We start from the raw sequence: 15,250 nt of genomic DNA, 5'->3' as shown, positions 1-15,250 counted from the left end.
GACTCGGGAAGTGCGCAACCGCTAGCGATGAGGTGATGGTTCCCGCGCCCTCGTTCGAGGCCGGGATGAAAAGGGAACACGGTGCGGACCTGCCCGGTAATATCCGGAACGGACCAAATCCGCGACTGCCCCCGCAACTGTAAGCGGAGAGCAATGCCGTAGCGCCACTGGCCTTGAAGGCTGGGAAGGTCGGCAAAGCGATGACCCGCAAGTCAGGAGACCTGCCATCGGAACCGAAACTGAAACTCGGGCGGGGTGTCCGGGCAGGTCCAGACTGCACTGTGCTGTCCCACCTGTTTCACACCCTCAGCCCCACGCGCGGAGGGCGCATCATGATATGGAAAACCGGAACCCACCAGTTCTCGGCAACAATTTGCCAAAGGACGGGGAAAACCTGTCCGGCTTTGGCGCGAATCGCACGGGCGCTGGCCACCTCGATGGCGGAATCAGCCCCTGCGGCGACTACAGAATTCGAGATTCAGGGCAGTAGCGAACTGGCGCATTGTACGGATGGTTGCACCGCCCGTTTTCGCGCGCGCGCCGACGAAATCAGAGTGTTCTGCGGTGCTGGATCAGACGAAGCGATTGAGCATCTGGACAGCTACGCAGACCTTTTGTTCGGCACCGAGACCGCCGCACTGTCGACAAATATATTGTCGAACCCGCCATGCGCGATGCTCGAAGTGTTGACGCTTGCCCAGACTAAGTCGGTGCAACCCGAATACCGACCGTCTGCCTAACAGTCAGCCCGCGGCCAGAATACCGGCGGGCGCGATCGCCCATTCCATCTGCTCGTCGGTTTCAACAGCGCAGGGGCGCAACGCGCGCAGCCTTTGCAACGCTGCATCCGGATGCTCGCCGCATTCTATCATCAAACGCAGTACAGCCATGCCAGATCGACCACATCCGCCCTTGCAGTGAACCAAAATGCGCCCGCCACCGGACAGCGCATGACGCACTGCGGCACTGGCTTCTACCCAACGCTCGTCCACCTCGGGTGATGGCGTGCCATAGTCCTCGACCGGCAGATGAACCCATCGGCAGGCGCGGGTCCGAACGTCGATACCGAAATCTCTGGCGCCATCGAGTATCATCTCGACCTCGGTCGCCATTGAAAGGATCAGGCCGGGCTTCCAATCGGCGACGGCATCCAGATCGTCTTGATAATCGCCACCCCGACCCGGCATCGATGTCAGCGCGAGCGTTCCTCCGCCAACCTGAAGTGCATGGATAACCATCTGAGACATTCTACGTTCCCCCCGAAACGTTAATCAGAAGATCTTTCTACTGGTCTTCAAGTGTCTGATCTTAACCGCCCCGTCCCGCATTCCAAAACGAAAATCATCCGGTCGGGCGGTGGACGCGGACGGCGGCGGCCTCTACGCTGCGGCAGAACTCGAATCCGCGAAAGCAGACATGACCGACACGCCCAGCCCCGCCTATCAGGTGCTTGCCCGCAAATATCGCCCGGAAACCTTTGCCGATCTGGTTGGCCAGGACTCCATGGTCCGCACGCTGAAAAACGCGTTCGAGGCCGACCGCATCGCGCAGGCCTTCATCATGACCGGCATCCGCGGCACCGGTAAAACCACCACCGCCCGGATTATCGCCAAGGGCATGAATTGCATCGGCCCAGATGGCGAAGGCAAACCCACCACCGAACCTTGTGGTCAGTGTGAACATTGCGTCGCCATCATGGAAGGCCGCCATGTCGACGTGATGGAGATGGATGCCGCCAGCCGCACCGGCGTGAATGATATTCGCGAGATCATCGACAGCGTCCGCTACCGCGCCGCCTCGGCCCGCTACAAGATCTACATCATCGACGAGGTCCACATGCTATCGACCAGCGCCTTCAACGCGCTGCTCAAGACGCTTGAGGAACCGCCCGAACATGTAAAGTTCATCTTTGCCACCACCGAGATCCGCAAGGTTCCGGTCACGGTGCTTTCTCGCTGTCAGCGCTTCGATCTGCGCCGGATCGAGCCCGAAGACATGATCGGCCTGCTGCGCAAGATCGCAGATGCCGAAAGCGCGCAGATTGCCGAGGATGCGCTGGCGCTGATCACACGCGCCGCCGAGGGCTCTGCCCGCGACGCGACCTCGTTGCTGGATCAGGCGATCAGCCATGGCGCGGGCGAAACCAGCGCCGATCAGGTGCGCGCGATGCTGGGCCTGGCGGATCGTGGCAGGGTGCTCGACCTGATAGATATGATCCTGCGCGGCGACGCTGCCGGTGCCCTGACCGAGCTCAGCGCCCAATATGCCGAAGGGGCAGACCCGCTGGCCGTTCTGCGTGATCTTGCCGAGATTACCCATTGGGTCTCGGTGGTGAAGATCACGCCAGACGCCGCCGAAGACCCTACCGTCTCGCCCGATGAGCGCGCCCGGGGCCAGCAGATGGCAGATGCCCTGCCGATGCGCGTGTTGACCCGCATGTGGCAGATGCTGCTGAAGGCACTCGAAGAGGTTGCCGCCGCGCCCAACGCGATGATGGCCGCCGAAATGGCCGTGATCCGCCTCACTCATGTGGCCGACCTGCCCAGCCCTGAGGAGTTGATAAAACGCCTTCAGGATGCGCCCATGCCTCCTCCAAACGGAGGGCCGGGAGGCGGCTTGCCGGCAGCCACGCAGAGCAACGTCTCAACCCCCGTTGCGACGCAAACGACCTATGCGGCAACGCGCAACCCAGCTGGCGCGCCCTCGGCAGCGTTGGCCCAGGACGTGGCGAACGCTCTGGCCCGCTACCCTACTTTCGACCATGTGGCCGAACTGATCCGGATCAATCGGGACGTCAAGCTTCTGGTCGAAGTTGAAAACGGTGTACGTCTGGTCTCCTATCAGCCGGGTCGGATCGAGTTTACTCCCGCCCCCCATGCGCCCGCGGACCTTGCCCCTCGGCTCGGATCAGCTTTGCAGCGCTGGACTGGTAATCGATGGGCCGTGACGATTGTATCCGATGGCGATGCAGCAACGATTGCTGAAATTCGCGATGAGGCAGAATTGGCGCTGAAGCAGGTGGCCACCGAACACCCCTTGGTTCAGGCGGTGCTGGCGCAATTCCCTAAGGCCAAAATCACCAAGATCGAAACCCCTGAGCAACGCGCGGCGCAGGTCGAAACCGAAGCCCTGCCTGAGGTCGAAGACGAATGGGACCCGTTCGAGGAGGATTGAGGTCGAGGCGAAACCTGTGAGGCTCAACCGGCGGAAAGGCCTTCCCAAAGACTTTGGCGACGGACGGGACACGCCTCGCCCCTTGTGCCGGGTCCGCGCCACCCGTATTTAGACGGCAACGCGATTTACAGGAGAATATCGATGCTCAAAGGACTCGGCGGTCTGGGCGACATGGCCAAGATGATGAAATCCGCACAGGACCTGCAGACCAAGATGACCGAGATGCAGGAAGAGCTGAACAATCTGATGGTTGTTGGCGAATCCGGTGCCGGTCTTGTCAAAGCCACAGCCACGGCCAAGGGTGAGCTCAAAGGGCTCGATATTGACCCATCGATCTTCAACGGCGACGACAAGGAAGTGGTCGAGGATCTGATCCTGGCTGCGATCAAGGATGCGCAAACCAAAGCCGCCGAGCGTTCGCAGGAAGAGATGGCCAAGCTTACCGAAAGCATGGGCCTGCCCGCCGACATCAAGCTGCCGTTCTGATAGGCACTCCTGACGGAGTCGAGGCCGGGCACCCAAGTCCGGCCCATTTGCAGGAGAACGCGCAGTGAGTTCGAACAGTGACATCGACAATCTGATCGACCTGATGGCCAAGCTGCCGGGCCTCGGCCCCCGCTCGGCCCGCCGCGCGGTGCTGCACCTGATCCGCAAACGCGCCTTGTTGCTGACGCCGCTATCGGACGCGATGCAACAAGTAGCCATCACCGCCCGCGAGTGCCTGAATTGCGGCAATGTGGGCACCACCGACATCTGTGACATCTGCGACGCCGAGGCTCGCGCGACCGGAGAGCTGTGCGTGGTTGAGGACGTCGCCGACCTTTGGGCAATGGAGCGCGCCGGGGTCTTCAAGGGTCGCTATCACGTTCTGGGCGGGACTTTGTCTGCTCTGGACGGGGTCGGCCCGGATGAATTGCGTATCCCGCGGTTGAAGGATCGAGTTGTGGCCGAGGGTATCACCGAGATCATCCTTGCCCTAAACGCCACCGTCGACGGTCAGACCACCGCTCATTACATCGCCGATCAGTTAGAGGGGCAGGTACGCCTGACCTCGCTGGCGCAGGGTGTGCCGATTGGGGGCGAGTTGGACTATCTGGATGATGGGACGATTACTGCGGCGCTTAGGGCGCGGAAGGAATTGTAGACCAACAAGTATTCGCAATGTAAACAAAGTGAAGATGTTGGAATCTTACCACAAATGCTCAGAGTTTTCTTAAGCATATTCGCAACTGTACTATTGCTTCTCGTTTCGACGACTTCACTAAAGGCCGACGGTCACGAAAAACTCCGAGTTGCTATCTTCTCCAAGATGGATGACCCTACCCTTGACGCTTTTTATCATGCGCTTGCTCTCGCAAATCCTGACATTAACCCTGATGTACGACCATCAGGATTGGATGACACCGACGCCCTAGTCTTCTTCTTAGATCGTTGGCAAGATGTCGACTACGCTCCAGGCGCAAAGGAGTTATCGGAAATTTTCGACAAAGTTAGAGCGAACCGCCCTGATGCAGTTAGCCAAATGTTCGTGGCCAGTAGACAAAATGGCAGGGAAATAAGGTTCTTGTTCTACTCTCTCAGCAGTACGGGCTATCTGTCGCTCGCATGTTATGCTCGGGAGGTCGCTGCAGTACTAAACGATGAACCGGGGGTACTCACTTCAGGTAGCTGCAGATAGTACTTATTTGGCTACCTGATTTCGTTTAGATAATCTTTAGCAATCAATAACCAAAACGTGCTTATACGCTTCTGAGGAACAAAACAAATGCCCCGCTTTCTCGCCATAACCTTTGCCGCATTCACCGCCACTGCTGCCCTGTCGCAGGCACTCATCGACAAAGGCTTCGTCGAAGGCTGGAACATCATGATGGACCCCAACCTCGGCAATGGGTGCCTAATCCAGACGGTGTATCAGGACCTCTCGGTGGTGCGGCTGGGCTATGATGCGCTGGACGATCGCGGATACTTCACCGTCTACAACAAGGCTTGGGGCGACATTAAACCGGGGGAAAAATACCCGATCCGGTTTGATCTGGACGGCAAGAGCTTTAATGCCACCGCCATCGGGTTCAATCAGGATCGCGTGCCCGGCGCGACGGTGTTCTTTACGGACCGGAGTTTCGTCACATCGATTGCGCAGAACAAGACCATGACTGTCTATAATCCGGAAGGTCAGACTGTCATGGCGATTGATCTCAAAGGCACTGCAAAAGCGCTGGACTATGCCCGCGACTGCCAGAACAAAAAGCTCTAACGAATCGGATCAAACACCGCGTCTTTGGCGGTGCAATCACGGATCACGTCGCGGCCACAGGGCACCGGGTCAAGATCGCGGGACACGCACAGGCGGACCTCTTCGATATAGCCTTGCTTGCAGGTGATGGTGATCATGTCGGGCTCAAGCGTCGGATTGTCCTTGAGAAAGGCCTCTTCCACTACTGAGGCGGGCAGTTTGACCGTGGCGTCCAGCTTGCGGAACACTTCGGGGCGCGCAACACCTGCATAAGCCTGCCGCGATAGGGCGAAATAGTCGGATGCACTGAGGCCCGAACAGGTGCCGTGCTTCTTCCATTGGTGCCAGGCCAACCCGGATGAGCCCTGAATATCCTCCATTTCCCGCGTCATGAGGCGCGTGGGTGGCGCCTCAGGTGTGCGGCAGTATGAAGGCCAACCCTGATGAAACTGCGGCCAGAGGCCGTGCAATATCCACCCGTGGTCATGGCGCGCATCACACTGATCCGAGCCACGCGCATCCCCTTCACGGGCGCACCAGTTGGGCGACCAGCTGAGCGACAGGACGTAATAGTCAAACTCGCCCGCCTTTTCACCTTCGGCCAACGCAGTCACGGCACTCAGCATCCACAAAATCACCCAGCGCATTCGCCTCTTCCCTTCTTAACGTGACGCGACTATATAGGCCCCAAGTTCCCCGACAACGGAAACCTGCCCCAAGACCACGGGGCCGCCGAATTCCGGCGACGGGACAGGTGTATTTATAGGAGACGGGCTGATGGCAAAACCGCTTATGGCCAAAGCAACAGCCGTATGGCTGGTGGACAACACCACGATCAGCTTCAAGCAGATCGCGGATTTCGTGGGCATGCACGAACTGGAAGTGCAGGGCATCGCAGACGGCGACGTGGCCGCAGGTGTCAAAGGGTTCGATCCCATCGCCAACAACCAGCTGACTCAGGAAGAGATTGACGCGGCGCAGAACAACCCTCTGCACAAGCTGAAGCTCAAGTTCAACCCGGCTGCCTCGGGCGAGGAAAAGCGCCGTGGCCCGCGTTACACCCCGCTGTCCAAGCGTCAGGACCGTCCAAACTCGATCCTGTGGCTGGTCAAGTTCCACCCCGAACTCAGCGATGGTCAGATCGCCAAGCTGGTTGGCACCACCAAGCCAACCATCCAGTCGATCCGCGAGCGCACGCACTGGAACATCGCCAACATGCAACCGATCGATCCGGTTGCACTGGGCCTGTGTAAGCAGTCCGAACTGGATGCGATCGTGCAGAAAGCTGCCGCGAAGAAAGCTGCCGAAGGCGGCGTGATGAGCGATGATGAGCGTCGCAAACTGGTCTCGACCGAGCAGTCGCTCGAAATGGATTCGGCACCGAAGATTCCGACCGCGATTGAAGGTCTGGAAACCTTCTCGTTGTCTGATGAGCCTGAGGACAAGGAAGACGATGATGTCATCGTCGACGCCGACAGCTTCTTCAACCTGCCCAAAGGTGACGGCAGCGACGAAGACGAGGACGACCTGCGCCCCTGATGCGCAGATGGCCCCGACCCGACCGGTTGGGGCCGTTTTCTTTTGGGGAATGAAATGCTGAGCTTTCTATCCGCAATTTTCGGCCCGCACCGCGCCGTCTCAATCTATGCGTTCATCAAAACCAAAGGCCTTGCCATCCTGGGTGGGGTTGGGGTGATCGCGGTTGCTGCCGCATTGCTGTTGCTGAACGACAGTGGCGAGCACGAGCACCACTCGTTCATGACGGTTCCCGTGCTGTCGGCGACACCGATCAACGGAGACCTTAAAAACGGTGTTATCGCGTCGGTGCGTCTGCCAGATGGATCGGCGACGTCGATCACGTCGACCGAGGCCCCGGTCTCGCAAAGCGTTGGTACCAGCGCCTGCGTGGAAAAACGCATCTTTGTTGAGAGTGGAGAACCGAGATACCGGTTCAAACTGCCTCGCTATTGCGAGGCAAGCTAACGAGCAAAACCGCCCGGTGACATCACCGGGCGGTTTTTCCTTCAGATCATCTGGAACAGAACGCCCGAGATGACGGCTCCGCTGACCCCCAGCACCAGATAGGTGGCGAAGACACGCGGCTTGACCAGAGACCAGACCGCGGCCATTGCCGGGATCGAGCTGACAGCGCCCGCGATCATGAACGCCATGGCAGCGCCTGCCGTCATCCCCTGCTCCATCAGCCCCGCCAGCAGCGGCGGTGCGACATATGAGTTCAGATAGGCAGGCATACCGACCAGAGCAGCGGTAATAATGGGCACCACACCTTCGCCCCCGACGACACGCGCGATCAGGTCCGCTGGCACATAGCTGACCAACAGCGCCTCAAGGACGTATGCCAGCGCCAGCCATTTCAACAGGAACAGGCCGTTATGAACGAACTCGGACCGGAAGCGGACCCGACGCTCGGGCACCTGCCAGAATTTCCAGACCGGTTTGTCATCTTTCTTTGGGCCACACCCACAGCAGCCCGCAGGTTTGTACTCACGCAGGGGCTGGGTGAAGGCACCGCCACGCATCAAAGCCCGGACCGCGAAACCTCCGAACAGGCCGAGCGCGACGGCGGCAACTGCCTTGCCGATGGCAAAGGGCCAACCCAGCGCACCTGCGGTGATCAAAAGGGTTGGCGGATCGATCAGAGGAGAGCTCAGCCAGAAGGCCATGACCGCCGACAAGGGTGCACCCAACGCCAGAAGCCCGGCGATAAACGGGATCACCTCACAGGAACAGAATGGTGCAAGACCGCCAAACACCGCGGCCAGAAAGATCATCCTTGTTTCGCGCCCTTCAAAGGCGCGGGCAACCATCACCTCGGCCCCCGTCGCCTTGAGATAGGACAGCAGCAGCACCGCAAACAGGATATATTGCCCGGTATGGGCCAGCGCTTTGGCCGCAAATGTCACGACCGCGGTCCAGTTGCCGGGATCGAGCAACGCGACGGCGATCAACAAGGCTATGATCAAGGCCCATGGCGTCTTGATGAGATCAACTAAGTTGCGCGCCAGCGGCTTGGGGTTTTGTGTCAGCTCAGCCATCGTTTGCGGCCTTTCCTACTTCGTCCGCGCAACATTCGCTGAGGATGAATTGCGCGAGGTTTCTAAGTTCATCAAAGCACGCCCGGTTGATCGTGCTGCGCCCGATCTTCTCCTGCTCAACAACGCCACCGGCGGCCAGAAACCGCAGGTGATGTGCCAGAGTCGACGGCGCGATGCCTGTGCGATTCTGAATCTCTCCGACAGTCAAACCGGTCTGCCCTGCCCGTACCAAGGTCTTGAGAACTTTCAGCCGGGCTTCGGACCCCATGGCCGAGAACCCGGCAGCAGCTGATTCCCACATTTTCAACTCCATTAAACTAGATTTCTGGTTATTTAGTTTTTTCGCCACCACGTGTCAATCATCTTCTGACAGTAAGTCCAGATTGCCCCCGCCTTAAGTCCAGCATATAAGCGATCCATGAGTATCTCGGTCGACACCTTCTTTCTGGAACGAAACGCACAGGGCACGCTTCAGGCCCAGATCCAGCAGCTGATTGCCGAAGGCATCCTGTCCGGTCGCTTTCACATGGGAGAGAAACTGCCCTCGTCCCGAAAACTGGCTGCGCATCTGGGTGTCAGCCGGATCACGGTCACGCTGGCCTATACCGAGCTGCTGGCCAATGACTATCTCACGTCCAGAGGGCGCTCGGGCTATTACGTCTCGGAAAATGCCCCGGTGCCGCCGACCTATTCGCCGATGAGGCGCGAGACCGAAACGGTAGACTGGGATCGCGCCTTTGCGCGCCGGTTCTCGGGCGGGGACATACTGCCGAAACCCAGCAACTGGCGCGAATACCGCTATCCTTTCATCTACGGTCAGGCCGACAGGGGGCTGTTCGATCATGCCAACTGGCGTCTCTGTGCTGTGCGCGCATTGGGGCACAAGGATTTCGATACGCTGACGGGGGATTATGTGGATCGCGACGACCCGATGCTGATCGAGTTCATCGCCCGCCACACTCTGCCCCGGCGCGGTATTGCCGCGCGCCCAGAAGAGATACTGATCACTCTCGGTGCCCAAAACGCCTTGTGGCTGGCCTCGCGCGTGTTGCTCAACCGTGATCGCAAAGCGGCCATCGAAGACCCTTGCTACTACGCCCTGCGTGATTTGCTGGTGCATTCCGAATGCAAACTGGCACCATTGCGCGTCGACCGAGATGGCTTGCCGCCAGATGCGATACCTGATGATACCGATGTCATCTTCACCACACCAAGCCATCAATGCCCCACCACGGCCACGATGCCCATCGCGCGCCGACACGCCCTTTTGAAACGCGCCAAAGAGCTGAACGCGATGATCGTCGAGGATGATTACGAGTTCGAGATGTCCTTTCTGGGGGCGCCCTCACCTGCACTGCGCTCGCTGGATACGGAGGGCCGCGTGATCTACGTCGGCAGCTTCTCGAAATCGCTGTTTCCGGGGTTGCGGCTGGGCTACATGGTTGGGTCCGAAAGCTTCATCCGCGAGGCGCGTGCTTTGCGTTCGCTGGTGTTGCGCCATCCCCCCGGGCACGTGCAGCGCACGGCGGCCTACTTCCTGTCTCTCGGACATTACGATGCGCAGATCCGGCGGATGTCCAAAGCTCTGCAACAAAGACGCGTGGCCATCGATGACGCGATCCGTCAATCCGGCCTCACGGTCGCGGGCCGGGGAATGCTGGGCGGATCATCAATCTGGATGCAGGCACCGACACATATAGATACCACGCAGCTTGCACATCAGTTGCAGCACAAGAGCGTTCATATCGAACCGGGCGAGCCCTTCTTCTCGGACCCCGACCGTCCAAAGAACTACTATCGCCTCGGCTATTCCTCGATCACGCCCGATCGGATCGGACCGGGGATCGCGCAAATCGCAGAGACCATTCGTCAGGCATAATACTACTGGACCTATCCCGCTGTTGGTTCTGGCCCTAACGCCACAGTCACCCTTGGGTCAAAACCGAGCGGAAAACAGGGGCGAGAGATCCCGTTACAGCCATCCATGATCGGAGAACACGCAGATGAAAATGACCACCGAAGAAGCCTTTGTAAAAACGCTGCAGATGCATGGGATTGAACATGCGTTCGGCATCATCGGTTCGGCCTTCATGCCGATTTCCGATATCTTCCCCAAAGCCGGTATCACCTTCTGGGACTGCGCCCACGAAGGCTCGGGCGGAATGATGGCAGATGGCTACACCCGTGCCACCGGCAAGATGTCGATGATGATCGCGCAGAACGGCCCCGGCATCTCGAACTTCGTGACGGCCGTAAAGACCGCCTACTGGAACCACACGCCGCTGCTGCTGGTGACCCCGCAGGCCGCGAACAAGACCGTTGGCCAGGGCGGTTTCCAGGAAATCGAGCAGATGAACATGTTTGCCGACTGCGTCTGCTATCAGGAAGAAGTTCGCGACCCCTCGCGCATGGCCGAGGTGCTGAGCCGCGTGATCCAGAACGCCAAGCGCTATAGCGCCCCGGCACAGATCAACGTGCCGCGCGATTACTTCACGCAGGTCGTCGATATCGAACTGCCCCGCATCGTCGATTTCGAATTGCCCTCGGGCGGTGAAGCGGCGCTGGATCAGGCTGCTGAACTGCTGTCGAACGCACGTTTCCCCGTGATCCTGAACGGCGCGGGCGTGGTACTGGCCGGTGCCATTCCGTCAACCGCTGCGCTAGCTGAACGTCTAGATGCGCCGGTCTGCTGCGGCTATCAGCATAACGACGCCTTCCCCGGCTCGCACCCGCTGCACGCTGGCCCCTTGGGCTACAATGGCTCGAAAGCCGGGATGCAGCTGATCTCGAAGGCGGATGTTGTTCTGGCACTGGGCACCCGACTGAACCCGTTCTCGACCTTGCCCGGCTACGGCATCGACTATTGGCCGACCGAGGCGAAGATCATTCAGGTTGACGTCAAACCCGAGCGTATCGGTCTGACCAAACCCGTCACCGTCGGTATCGTAGGCGACGCGAAGAAGGTTGCCGAAACCCTGCTGGAAAAACTGTCCGGGACCGCAGGCGACGAAGGACGCCAGGCGCGCAAGGACCTGATCGCCACGACCAAATCGGCCTGGGCGCAGGAGCTGTCGTCGATGGACCACGAAAACGACGACCCCGGCACCACCTGGAACGAACGCGCCCGTTCGGCCAAACCCGATTGGATGAGCCCCCGGATGGCATGGCGTGCGATTCAGTCCGCTCTGCCGAAAGAGGCTATCATCTCGTCCGATATCGGCAACAACTGCGCCATCGGCAACGCTTATCCGTCCTTCGAAGAAGGCCGCAAGTATCTGGCCCCCGGCCTGTTCGGTCCTTGCGGCTATGGCCTGCCATCGGTGATCGGCGCCAAGATCGGCTGCCCGGATACGCCCGTGGTTGGCTTCTCAGGCGACGGTGCGTTCGGCATCGCGGTAACCGAGTTGACGGCAATCGGTCGCGAGGAATGGCCCGCAATCACTCAGGTGGTATTCCGCAATTACCAATGGGGCGCGGAAAAGCGGAACTCGACCCTGTGGTATGACGACAACTTCGTCGGCACCGAACTGGACACCAAGGTGTCTTACGCCGGTATCGCGCAAGCCTGTGGTTTGAAAGGTGTCATAGCCCGCACCATGGATGAGCTGACCGCAGCGCTGGCGCAAGCCGTTGAAGATCAGAAAAACGGCATCACCACCCTGATCGAAGCCATGATCAATCAGGAACTGGGCGAGCCCTTCCGCCGTGACGCCATGAAGAAGCCGGTCGAAGTGGCGGGCATCGACGCAGGCGACATGCGTCCTCAATAATGTGATGTGTGGGCCGGGTCCGATGGGTCCGGCCCTCATATGTTTGTTTCTAAAAACCGGAAAACCTCCGGAAAAGTAACGAAAAGCTTGAGCCTGGCGCCAGAACTCTCAAGAATGGCAACAAGGCTCGGGCAATAAGGCGATCGGCCGCAGGGAGAGAATTTACGAAATGCAGCAGCCCAAGATCGACCTGTCGCCCAAGGTTTCAGACGAGGTTCGGCGCACAACATGCTACATGTGTGCCTGCCGCTGCGGCATCAACGTGCATATGAAAGATGGCAAGGTCGCCTATATCGAAGGCAACCGTGACCATCCTGTGAACAAGGGCGTTCTGTGCGCCAAAGGCAGCGCCGGGATCATGCAGGTCAACGCGCCGTCGCGCCTGCGCAAACCGCTGCGCAGGGTTGGGCCACGCGGATCTGGTGAGTTCCGCGAGATTGAATGGGACGAAGCAATCAGCACAGCCGTCGGCTGGCTGAACGAGCTACATGAGACCGCGCCGCAGAAGCTGGCCTTCTTCACGGGTCGCGATCAGAGCCAAAGCTTCACATCGTTCTGGGCCCAGAACTTCGGCACGCCCAACTACGCGGCCCATGGCGGATTCTGTTCGGTCAACATGGCTGCGGGCGGCATCTATACCATGGGCGGCGCGTTCTGGGAGTTCGGCCAGCCCGATTGGGACCATACCAAACTGTTCATGTTGTTTGGTGTGGCCGAGGATCATGACAGCAACCCGATCAAGATGGGCATCGGCAAGATCAAGAAGCGTGGCGCACGCGTGATCGGGGTAAACCCGATCCGCTCGGGCTATAACGCTGTGGCAGACGATTGGGTCGGGATTACGCCGGGCACCGACGGCTTGTTCATCCTGTCGTTGATCCATGTGCTGATGAAAGCGGGTAAGATCGACCTCGACTATCTCAGCCGTTACACCAATGCGCCGGTTCTGGTGAACGCTGCTGAAGGTCCTGAAAAAGGTCTGTTCCTGCGCGATGCGGATGGCAAACCTCTGGTGATCGACCGCATCACCGGTGAACCGACCGCCTTCGACAAACCCGGCGTCCGTCCGGACCTGTCGGCTACCTATGAAAAAGACGGCGTCACTCACCGCCCGGTCTTCCACCTCATGGCCGAGAAATACCTCTCAGACGACCATGCCCCCGAGGCCGTCGCCGAACGCTGTGGTATCCCTGCCAAACGTATCCGCGCCATCGCCGCCGAGATCGCCCGTGTCGCCTTTGACGAAGCCATCGAGCTGGATCACGAATGGACCGATTTCCGGGGCGAGACGCACTCGAAAATGGTCGGCCGTCCGGTCAGTTTTCATGCCATGCGCGGGATTTCGGCCCATGCCAACGGGTTCCAAACCTGCCGGTCACTCCATGTACTGCAAATCCTGTTGGGCACGGTCGAAGTACCCGGCGGCTTCCGCTTCAAGCCACCTTACCCCAAACCGGTCGAGGCGCACCCCACCCCGCATGGCGACCGTCGCCCCGGCCGCCCGCTGGAAGGCCCGCATTTGGGCTTCCCACGCGGCCCCGAAGATCTTCTGATCGACGATTGCGGCACGCCGCAACGAATTGACAAGGCGTTCACCTGGGAAAACCCGATGTCGGCCCACGGGCTCATGCATATGGTGATCTCGAACGCCGCCGCGGGCGATCCTTACAAGATCGACACGCTGTTCATGTATATGGCGAACATGTCATGGAACTCATCCATGAACACCAAAGGTGTGATGGAGATGCTGTCGGCAAAGAACGAAGACGGCAAATACGTCATCCCCAGGATCATCTATTCAGATGCCTATTCCTCGGAGATGGTCGCCTATGCCGACCTGATCCTGCCCGACACCACTTATCTGGAACGGCACGACTGCATCTCGCTGCTCGACCGCCCAATCTGCGAGGCTGATGCCGCCGCCGACGCGATCCGCTGGCCGGTGATCGAGCCTGACCGCGACGTACGCGGCTTTCAGTCGGTCCTGATCGAACTCGCCAACCGCATGAGCCTGCCGGGTTTCACCAACGAGGATGGTACACCCAAGTGGAAAGACTACGCTGACTACATCGTCAACCACCAGCGCAAGCCGGGCATCGGCCCGCTCGCCGGGTTCCGGGGCGAAAACGGCGACAAGGAAGGGCGTGGCGAGGTCAATCCCGAGCAGTTGAACCGCTATATCGAAAACGGCGGCTTCTACGTCGCGCATATTCCCGAAGGTGCAGACTACTACAAGCCTTGGAACACGGCTTATCAGGACTGGGCCGTGGGCATGGGTATCTATGACAGCCCTCAACCCTATCTGTTCCAGCTCTATTCCGAACCGATGCGCAAGTTCCAACTGGCAGCCGAAGGGCATGGCGACCGTCAGCCGCCTGAACACCTGCGTCAGCGCATCAAGGACACCATGGACCCGCTGCCAATCTGGTACGAAACCGATCAGCACGGCAACGAGGGCTTCACCGTCAACGCCCTGACCCAACGCCCGATGGCGATGTATCACAGCTGGGGCACACAGAACGCGTGGCTGCGGCAGTTGCACGGGCGCAATCCGCTCTACGTGCCCACCAAACTGATGCGTGAGTACGGCTTGCGGGACGGCAATTGGGCGAAAGTCAGCTCTCCACACGGGGAAATCACTGTGCCCGTGATGGAAATGGCCGCGCTGAACGAGAACACCGTCTGGACGTGGAACGCCATCGGCAAACGCAAAGGCGCCTGGGCCCTGCAGGAGGATGCACCCGAAGCTACCAAGGGTTTCCTGCTGAACCACCTGATCCATGAGCTTCTTCCACCGAAGGGCGATGGCCTGCGCTGGGCCAATTCCGATCCGGTCACCGGTCAGGCCGCGTGGTTCGATCTGAAGGTCAAAATCGAAAAAGCCGATCCTCCGACAGATGCCGAAAGCCAGCCCGAATTTGCCCCGATCAAGTCGCCCGTTGGCACCGGACCAAAGGACTTGGCATGGAAGGTTGGCAAATGATCCGGATCCGCACTTCATCTGGCCAAAAATATCC

The 15,250-nt window shown here is 59.5% G+C and carries 14 protein-coding genes and 1 riboswitch; of the genes, 10 read left to right on the top strand and 4 right to left on the bottom strand.

Annotated features, from left to right (window positions below):
* The first annotated feature begins 19 nt into the window (after positions 1-19).
* Positions 20-243: riboswitch (cobalamin riboswitch) on the top strand.
* A gap of 89 nt (positions 244-332) precedes the next feature.
* Positions 333-740 (top strand): hypothetical protein, encoded by a 408-nt coding sequence (locus ACR3EM_RS16775; protein WP_480471782.1) that lies wholly within the window; start codon positions 333-335, stop codon positions 738-740.
* Between the two features lie 3 nt (positions 741-743).
* On the opposite strand, the gene ACR3EM_RS16770 is transcribed toward ACR3EM_RS16775, so the two are convergent.
* Complete coding sequence (locus ACR3EM_RS16770; protein WP_480471781.1) at positions 744-1,247, bottom strand: protein-tyrosine phosphatase family protein; 504 nt, start codon at positions 1,245-1,247, stop codon at positions 744-746.
* 169 nt (positions 1,248-1,416) lie between these two features.
* Here ACR3EM_RS16770 and ACR3EM_RS16765 point away from each other — a divergent pair, with 169 nt between their 5' ends.
* The 4 genes from ACR3EM_RS16765 (at position 1,417) to ACR3EM_RS16750 (ending at position 5,428) form a co-directional block, all read left to right on the top strand.
* The gene (locus tag ACR3EM_RS16765) at positions 1,417-3,174 is read left to right on the top strand and encodes a DNA polymerase III subunit gamma/tau (protein WP_480471949.1); all 1,758 of its coding nucleotides are present in this window, start codon (positions 1,417-1,419) and stop codon (positions 3,172-3,174) included.
* 141 nt (positions 3,175-3,315) lie between these two features.
* The gene (locus ACR3EM_RS16760; protein ID WP_480471780.1) at positions 3,316-3,660 is read left to right on the top strand and encodes a YbaB/EbfC family nucleoid-associated protein; all 345 of its coding nucleotides are present in this window, start codon (positions 3,316-3,318) and stop codon (positions 3,658-3,660) included.
* Between the two features lie 64 nt (positions 3,661-3,724).
* Positions 3,725-4,318: a recombination mediator RecR gene (gene recR / locus ACR3EM_RS16755; RefSeq protein WP_480471779.1), complete on the top strand. Its 594-nt coding sequence runs from the start codon at positions 3,725-3,727 to the stop codon at positions 4,316-4,318.
* Between the two features lie 621 nt (positions 4,319-4,939).
* Positions 4,940-5,428, top strand: coding sequence for a hypothetical protein (locus ACR3EM_RS16750; protein WP_480471778.1), 489 nt, complete (start codon positions 4,940-4,942; stop codon positions 5,426-5,428).
* Here the strand turns inward: ACR3EM_RS16750 and ACR3EM_RS16745 are convergent.
* Entirely contained in the window at positions 5,425-6,054 is a 630-nt protein-coding gene (locus tag ACR3EM_RS16745) for a ribonuclease T2 family protein (protein WP_480471777.1), read from the bottom strand. The two genes, ACR3EM_RS16750 and ACR3EM_RS16745, sit on opposite strands and share 4 nt — an antisense overlap.
* A gap of 130 nt (positions 6,055-6,184) precedes the next feature.
* Here ACR3EM_RS16745 and ACR3EM_RS16740 point away from each other — a divergent pair, with 130 nt between their 5' ends.
* Both ACR3EM_RS16740 and ACR3EM_RS16735 read left to right on the top strand, forming a co-directional pair.
* Positions 6,185-6,946: a DUF1013 domain-containing protein gene (locus ACR3EM_RS16740; RefSeq protein ID WP_480471776.1), complete on the top strand. Its 762-nt coding sequence runs from the start codon at positions 6,185-6,187 to the stop codon at positions 6,944-6,946.
* A gap of 54 nt (positions 6,947-7,000) precedes the next feature.
* Positions 7,001-7,390 (top strand): hypothetical protein, encoded by a 390-nt coding sequence (locus ACR3EM_RS16735; protein WP_480471775.1) that lies wholly within the window; start codon positions 7,001-7,003, stop codon positions 7,388-7,390.
* A gap of 41 nt (positions 7,391-7,431) precedes the next feature.
* On the opposite strand, the gene ACR3EM_RS16730 is transcribed toward ACR3EM_RS16735, so the two are convergent.
* The gene (locus ACR3EM_RS16730) at positions 7,432-8,463 is read right to left on the bottom strand and encodes a permease (protein ID WP_480471774.1); all 1,032 of its coding nucleotides are present in this window, start codon (positions 8,461-8,463) and stop codon (positions 7,432-7,434) included.
* A complete protein-coding gene (locus ACR3EM_RS16725; RefSeq protein WP_480471948.1) occupies positions 8,456-8,764 on the bottom strand; it encodes an ArsR/SmtB family transcription factor in 309 nt (102 codons plus the stop codon). Before ACR3EM_RS16725 ends, ACR3EM_RS16730 begins: the two co-directional genes overlap by 8 nt.
* Positions 8,765-8,881: 117 nt before the next feature.
* Between ACR3EM_RS16725 and pdxR the strand changes: the two genes are divergently transcribed.
* The 3 genes from pdxR to ACR3EM_RS16710 all read left to right on the top strand — a co-directional run bounded on the left by pdxR (position 8,882) and on the right by ACR3EM_RS16710 (position 15,216).
* On the top strand, positions 8,882-10,342 hold the full coding sequence (pdxR, locus tag ACR3EM_RS16720) for a MocR-like pyridoxine biosynthesis transcription factor PdxR (RefSeq protein WP_480471773.1): 1,461 nt from the start codon (positions 8,882-8,884) through the stop codon (positions 10,340-10,342).
* A 124-nt stretch (positions 10,343-10,466) separates the two neighbouring features.
* Complete coding sequence (gene xsc / locus ACR3EM_RS16715; RefSeq protein ID WP_480471772.1) at positions 10,467-12,233, top strand: sulfoacetaldehyde acetyltransferase; 1,767 nt, start codon at positions 10,467-10,469, stop codon at positions 12,231-12,233.
* A gap of 169 nt (positions 12,234-12,402) precedes the next feature.
* Positions 12,403-15,216, top strand: coding sequence for a molybdopterin oxidoreductase family protein (locus ACR3EM_RS16710; protein WP_480471771.1), 2,814 nt, complete (start codon positions 12,403-12,405; stop codon positions 15,214-15,216).
* Positions 15,217-15,250 lie beyond the last annotated feature (34 nt).

This window comes from Ruegeria sp. AH3 (assembly GCF_056536265.1).
This window is presented reverse-complemented; position numbering and strand designations above follow the sequence as displayed.

Bases quoted from the DNA above. Each gene is read 5' to 3' on its own strand.
- ACR3EM_RS16775 (WP_480471782.1), top strand. From the start codon at position 333: ATGATATGGAAAACCGGAACCCACCAGTTCTCGGCAACAATTTGCCAA.
- ACR3EM_RS16770 (WP_480471781.1), bottom strand. From the start codon at position 1,247: ATGTCTCAGATGGTTATCCATGCACTTCAGGTTGGCGGAGGAACGCTC.
- ACR3EM_RS16765 (WP_480471949.1), top strand. From the start codon at position 1,417: ATGACCGACACGCCCAGCCCCGCCTATCAGGTGCTTGCCCGCAAATAT.
- ACR3EM_RS16760 (WP_480471780.1), top strand. From the start codon at position 3,316: ATGCTCAAAGGACTCGGCGGTCTGGGCGACATGGCCAAGATGATGAAA.
- ACR3EM_RS16750 (WP_480471778.1), top strand. From the start codon at position 4,940: ATGCCCCGCTTTCTCGCCATAACCTTTGCCGCATTCACCGCCACTGCT.
- ACR3EM_RS16745 (WP_480471777.1), bottom strand. From the start codon at position 6,054: ATGCGCTGGGTGATTTTGTGGATGCTGAGTGCCGTGACTGCGTTGGCC.
- ACR3EM_RS16740 (WP_480471776.1), top strand. From the start codon at position 6,185: ATGGCAAAACCGCTTATGGCCAAAGCAACAGCCGTATGGCTGGTGGAC.
- ACR3EM_RS16735 (WP_480471775.1), top strand. From the start codon at position 7,001: ATGCTGAGCTTTCTATCCGCAATTTTCGGCCCGCACCGCGCCGTCTCA.
- ACR3EM_RS16730 (WP_480471774.1), bottom strand. From the start codon at position 8,463: ATGGCTGAGCTGACACAAAACCCCAAGCCGCTGGCGCGCAACTTAGTT.
- ACR3EM_RS16725 (WP_480471948.1), bottom strand. From the start codon at position 8,764: ATGTGGGAATCAGCTGCTGCCGGGTTCTCGGCCATGGGGTCCGAAGCC.
- pdxR (WP_480471773.1), top strand. From the start codon at position 8,882: ATGAGTATCTCGGTCGACACCTTCTTTCTGGAACGAAACGCACAGGGC.
- xsc (WP_480471772.1), top strand. From the start codon at position 10,467: ATGAAAATGACCACCGAAGAAGCCTTTGTAAAAACGCTGCAGATGCAT.
- ACR3EM_RS16710 (WP_480471771.1), top strand. From the start codon at position 12,403: ATGCAGCAGCCCAAGATCGACCTGTCGCCCAAGGTTTCAGACGAGGTT.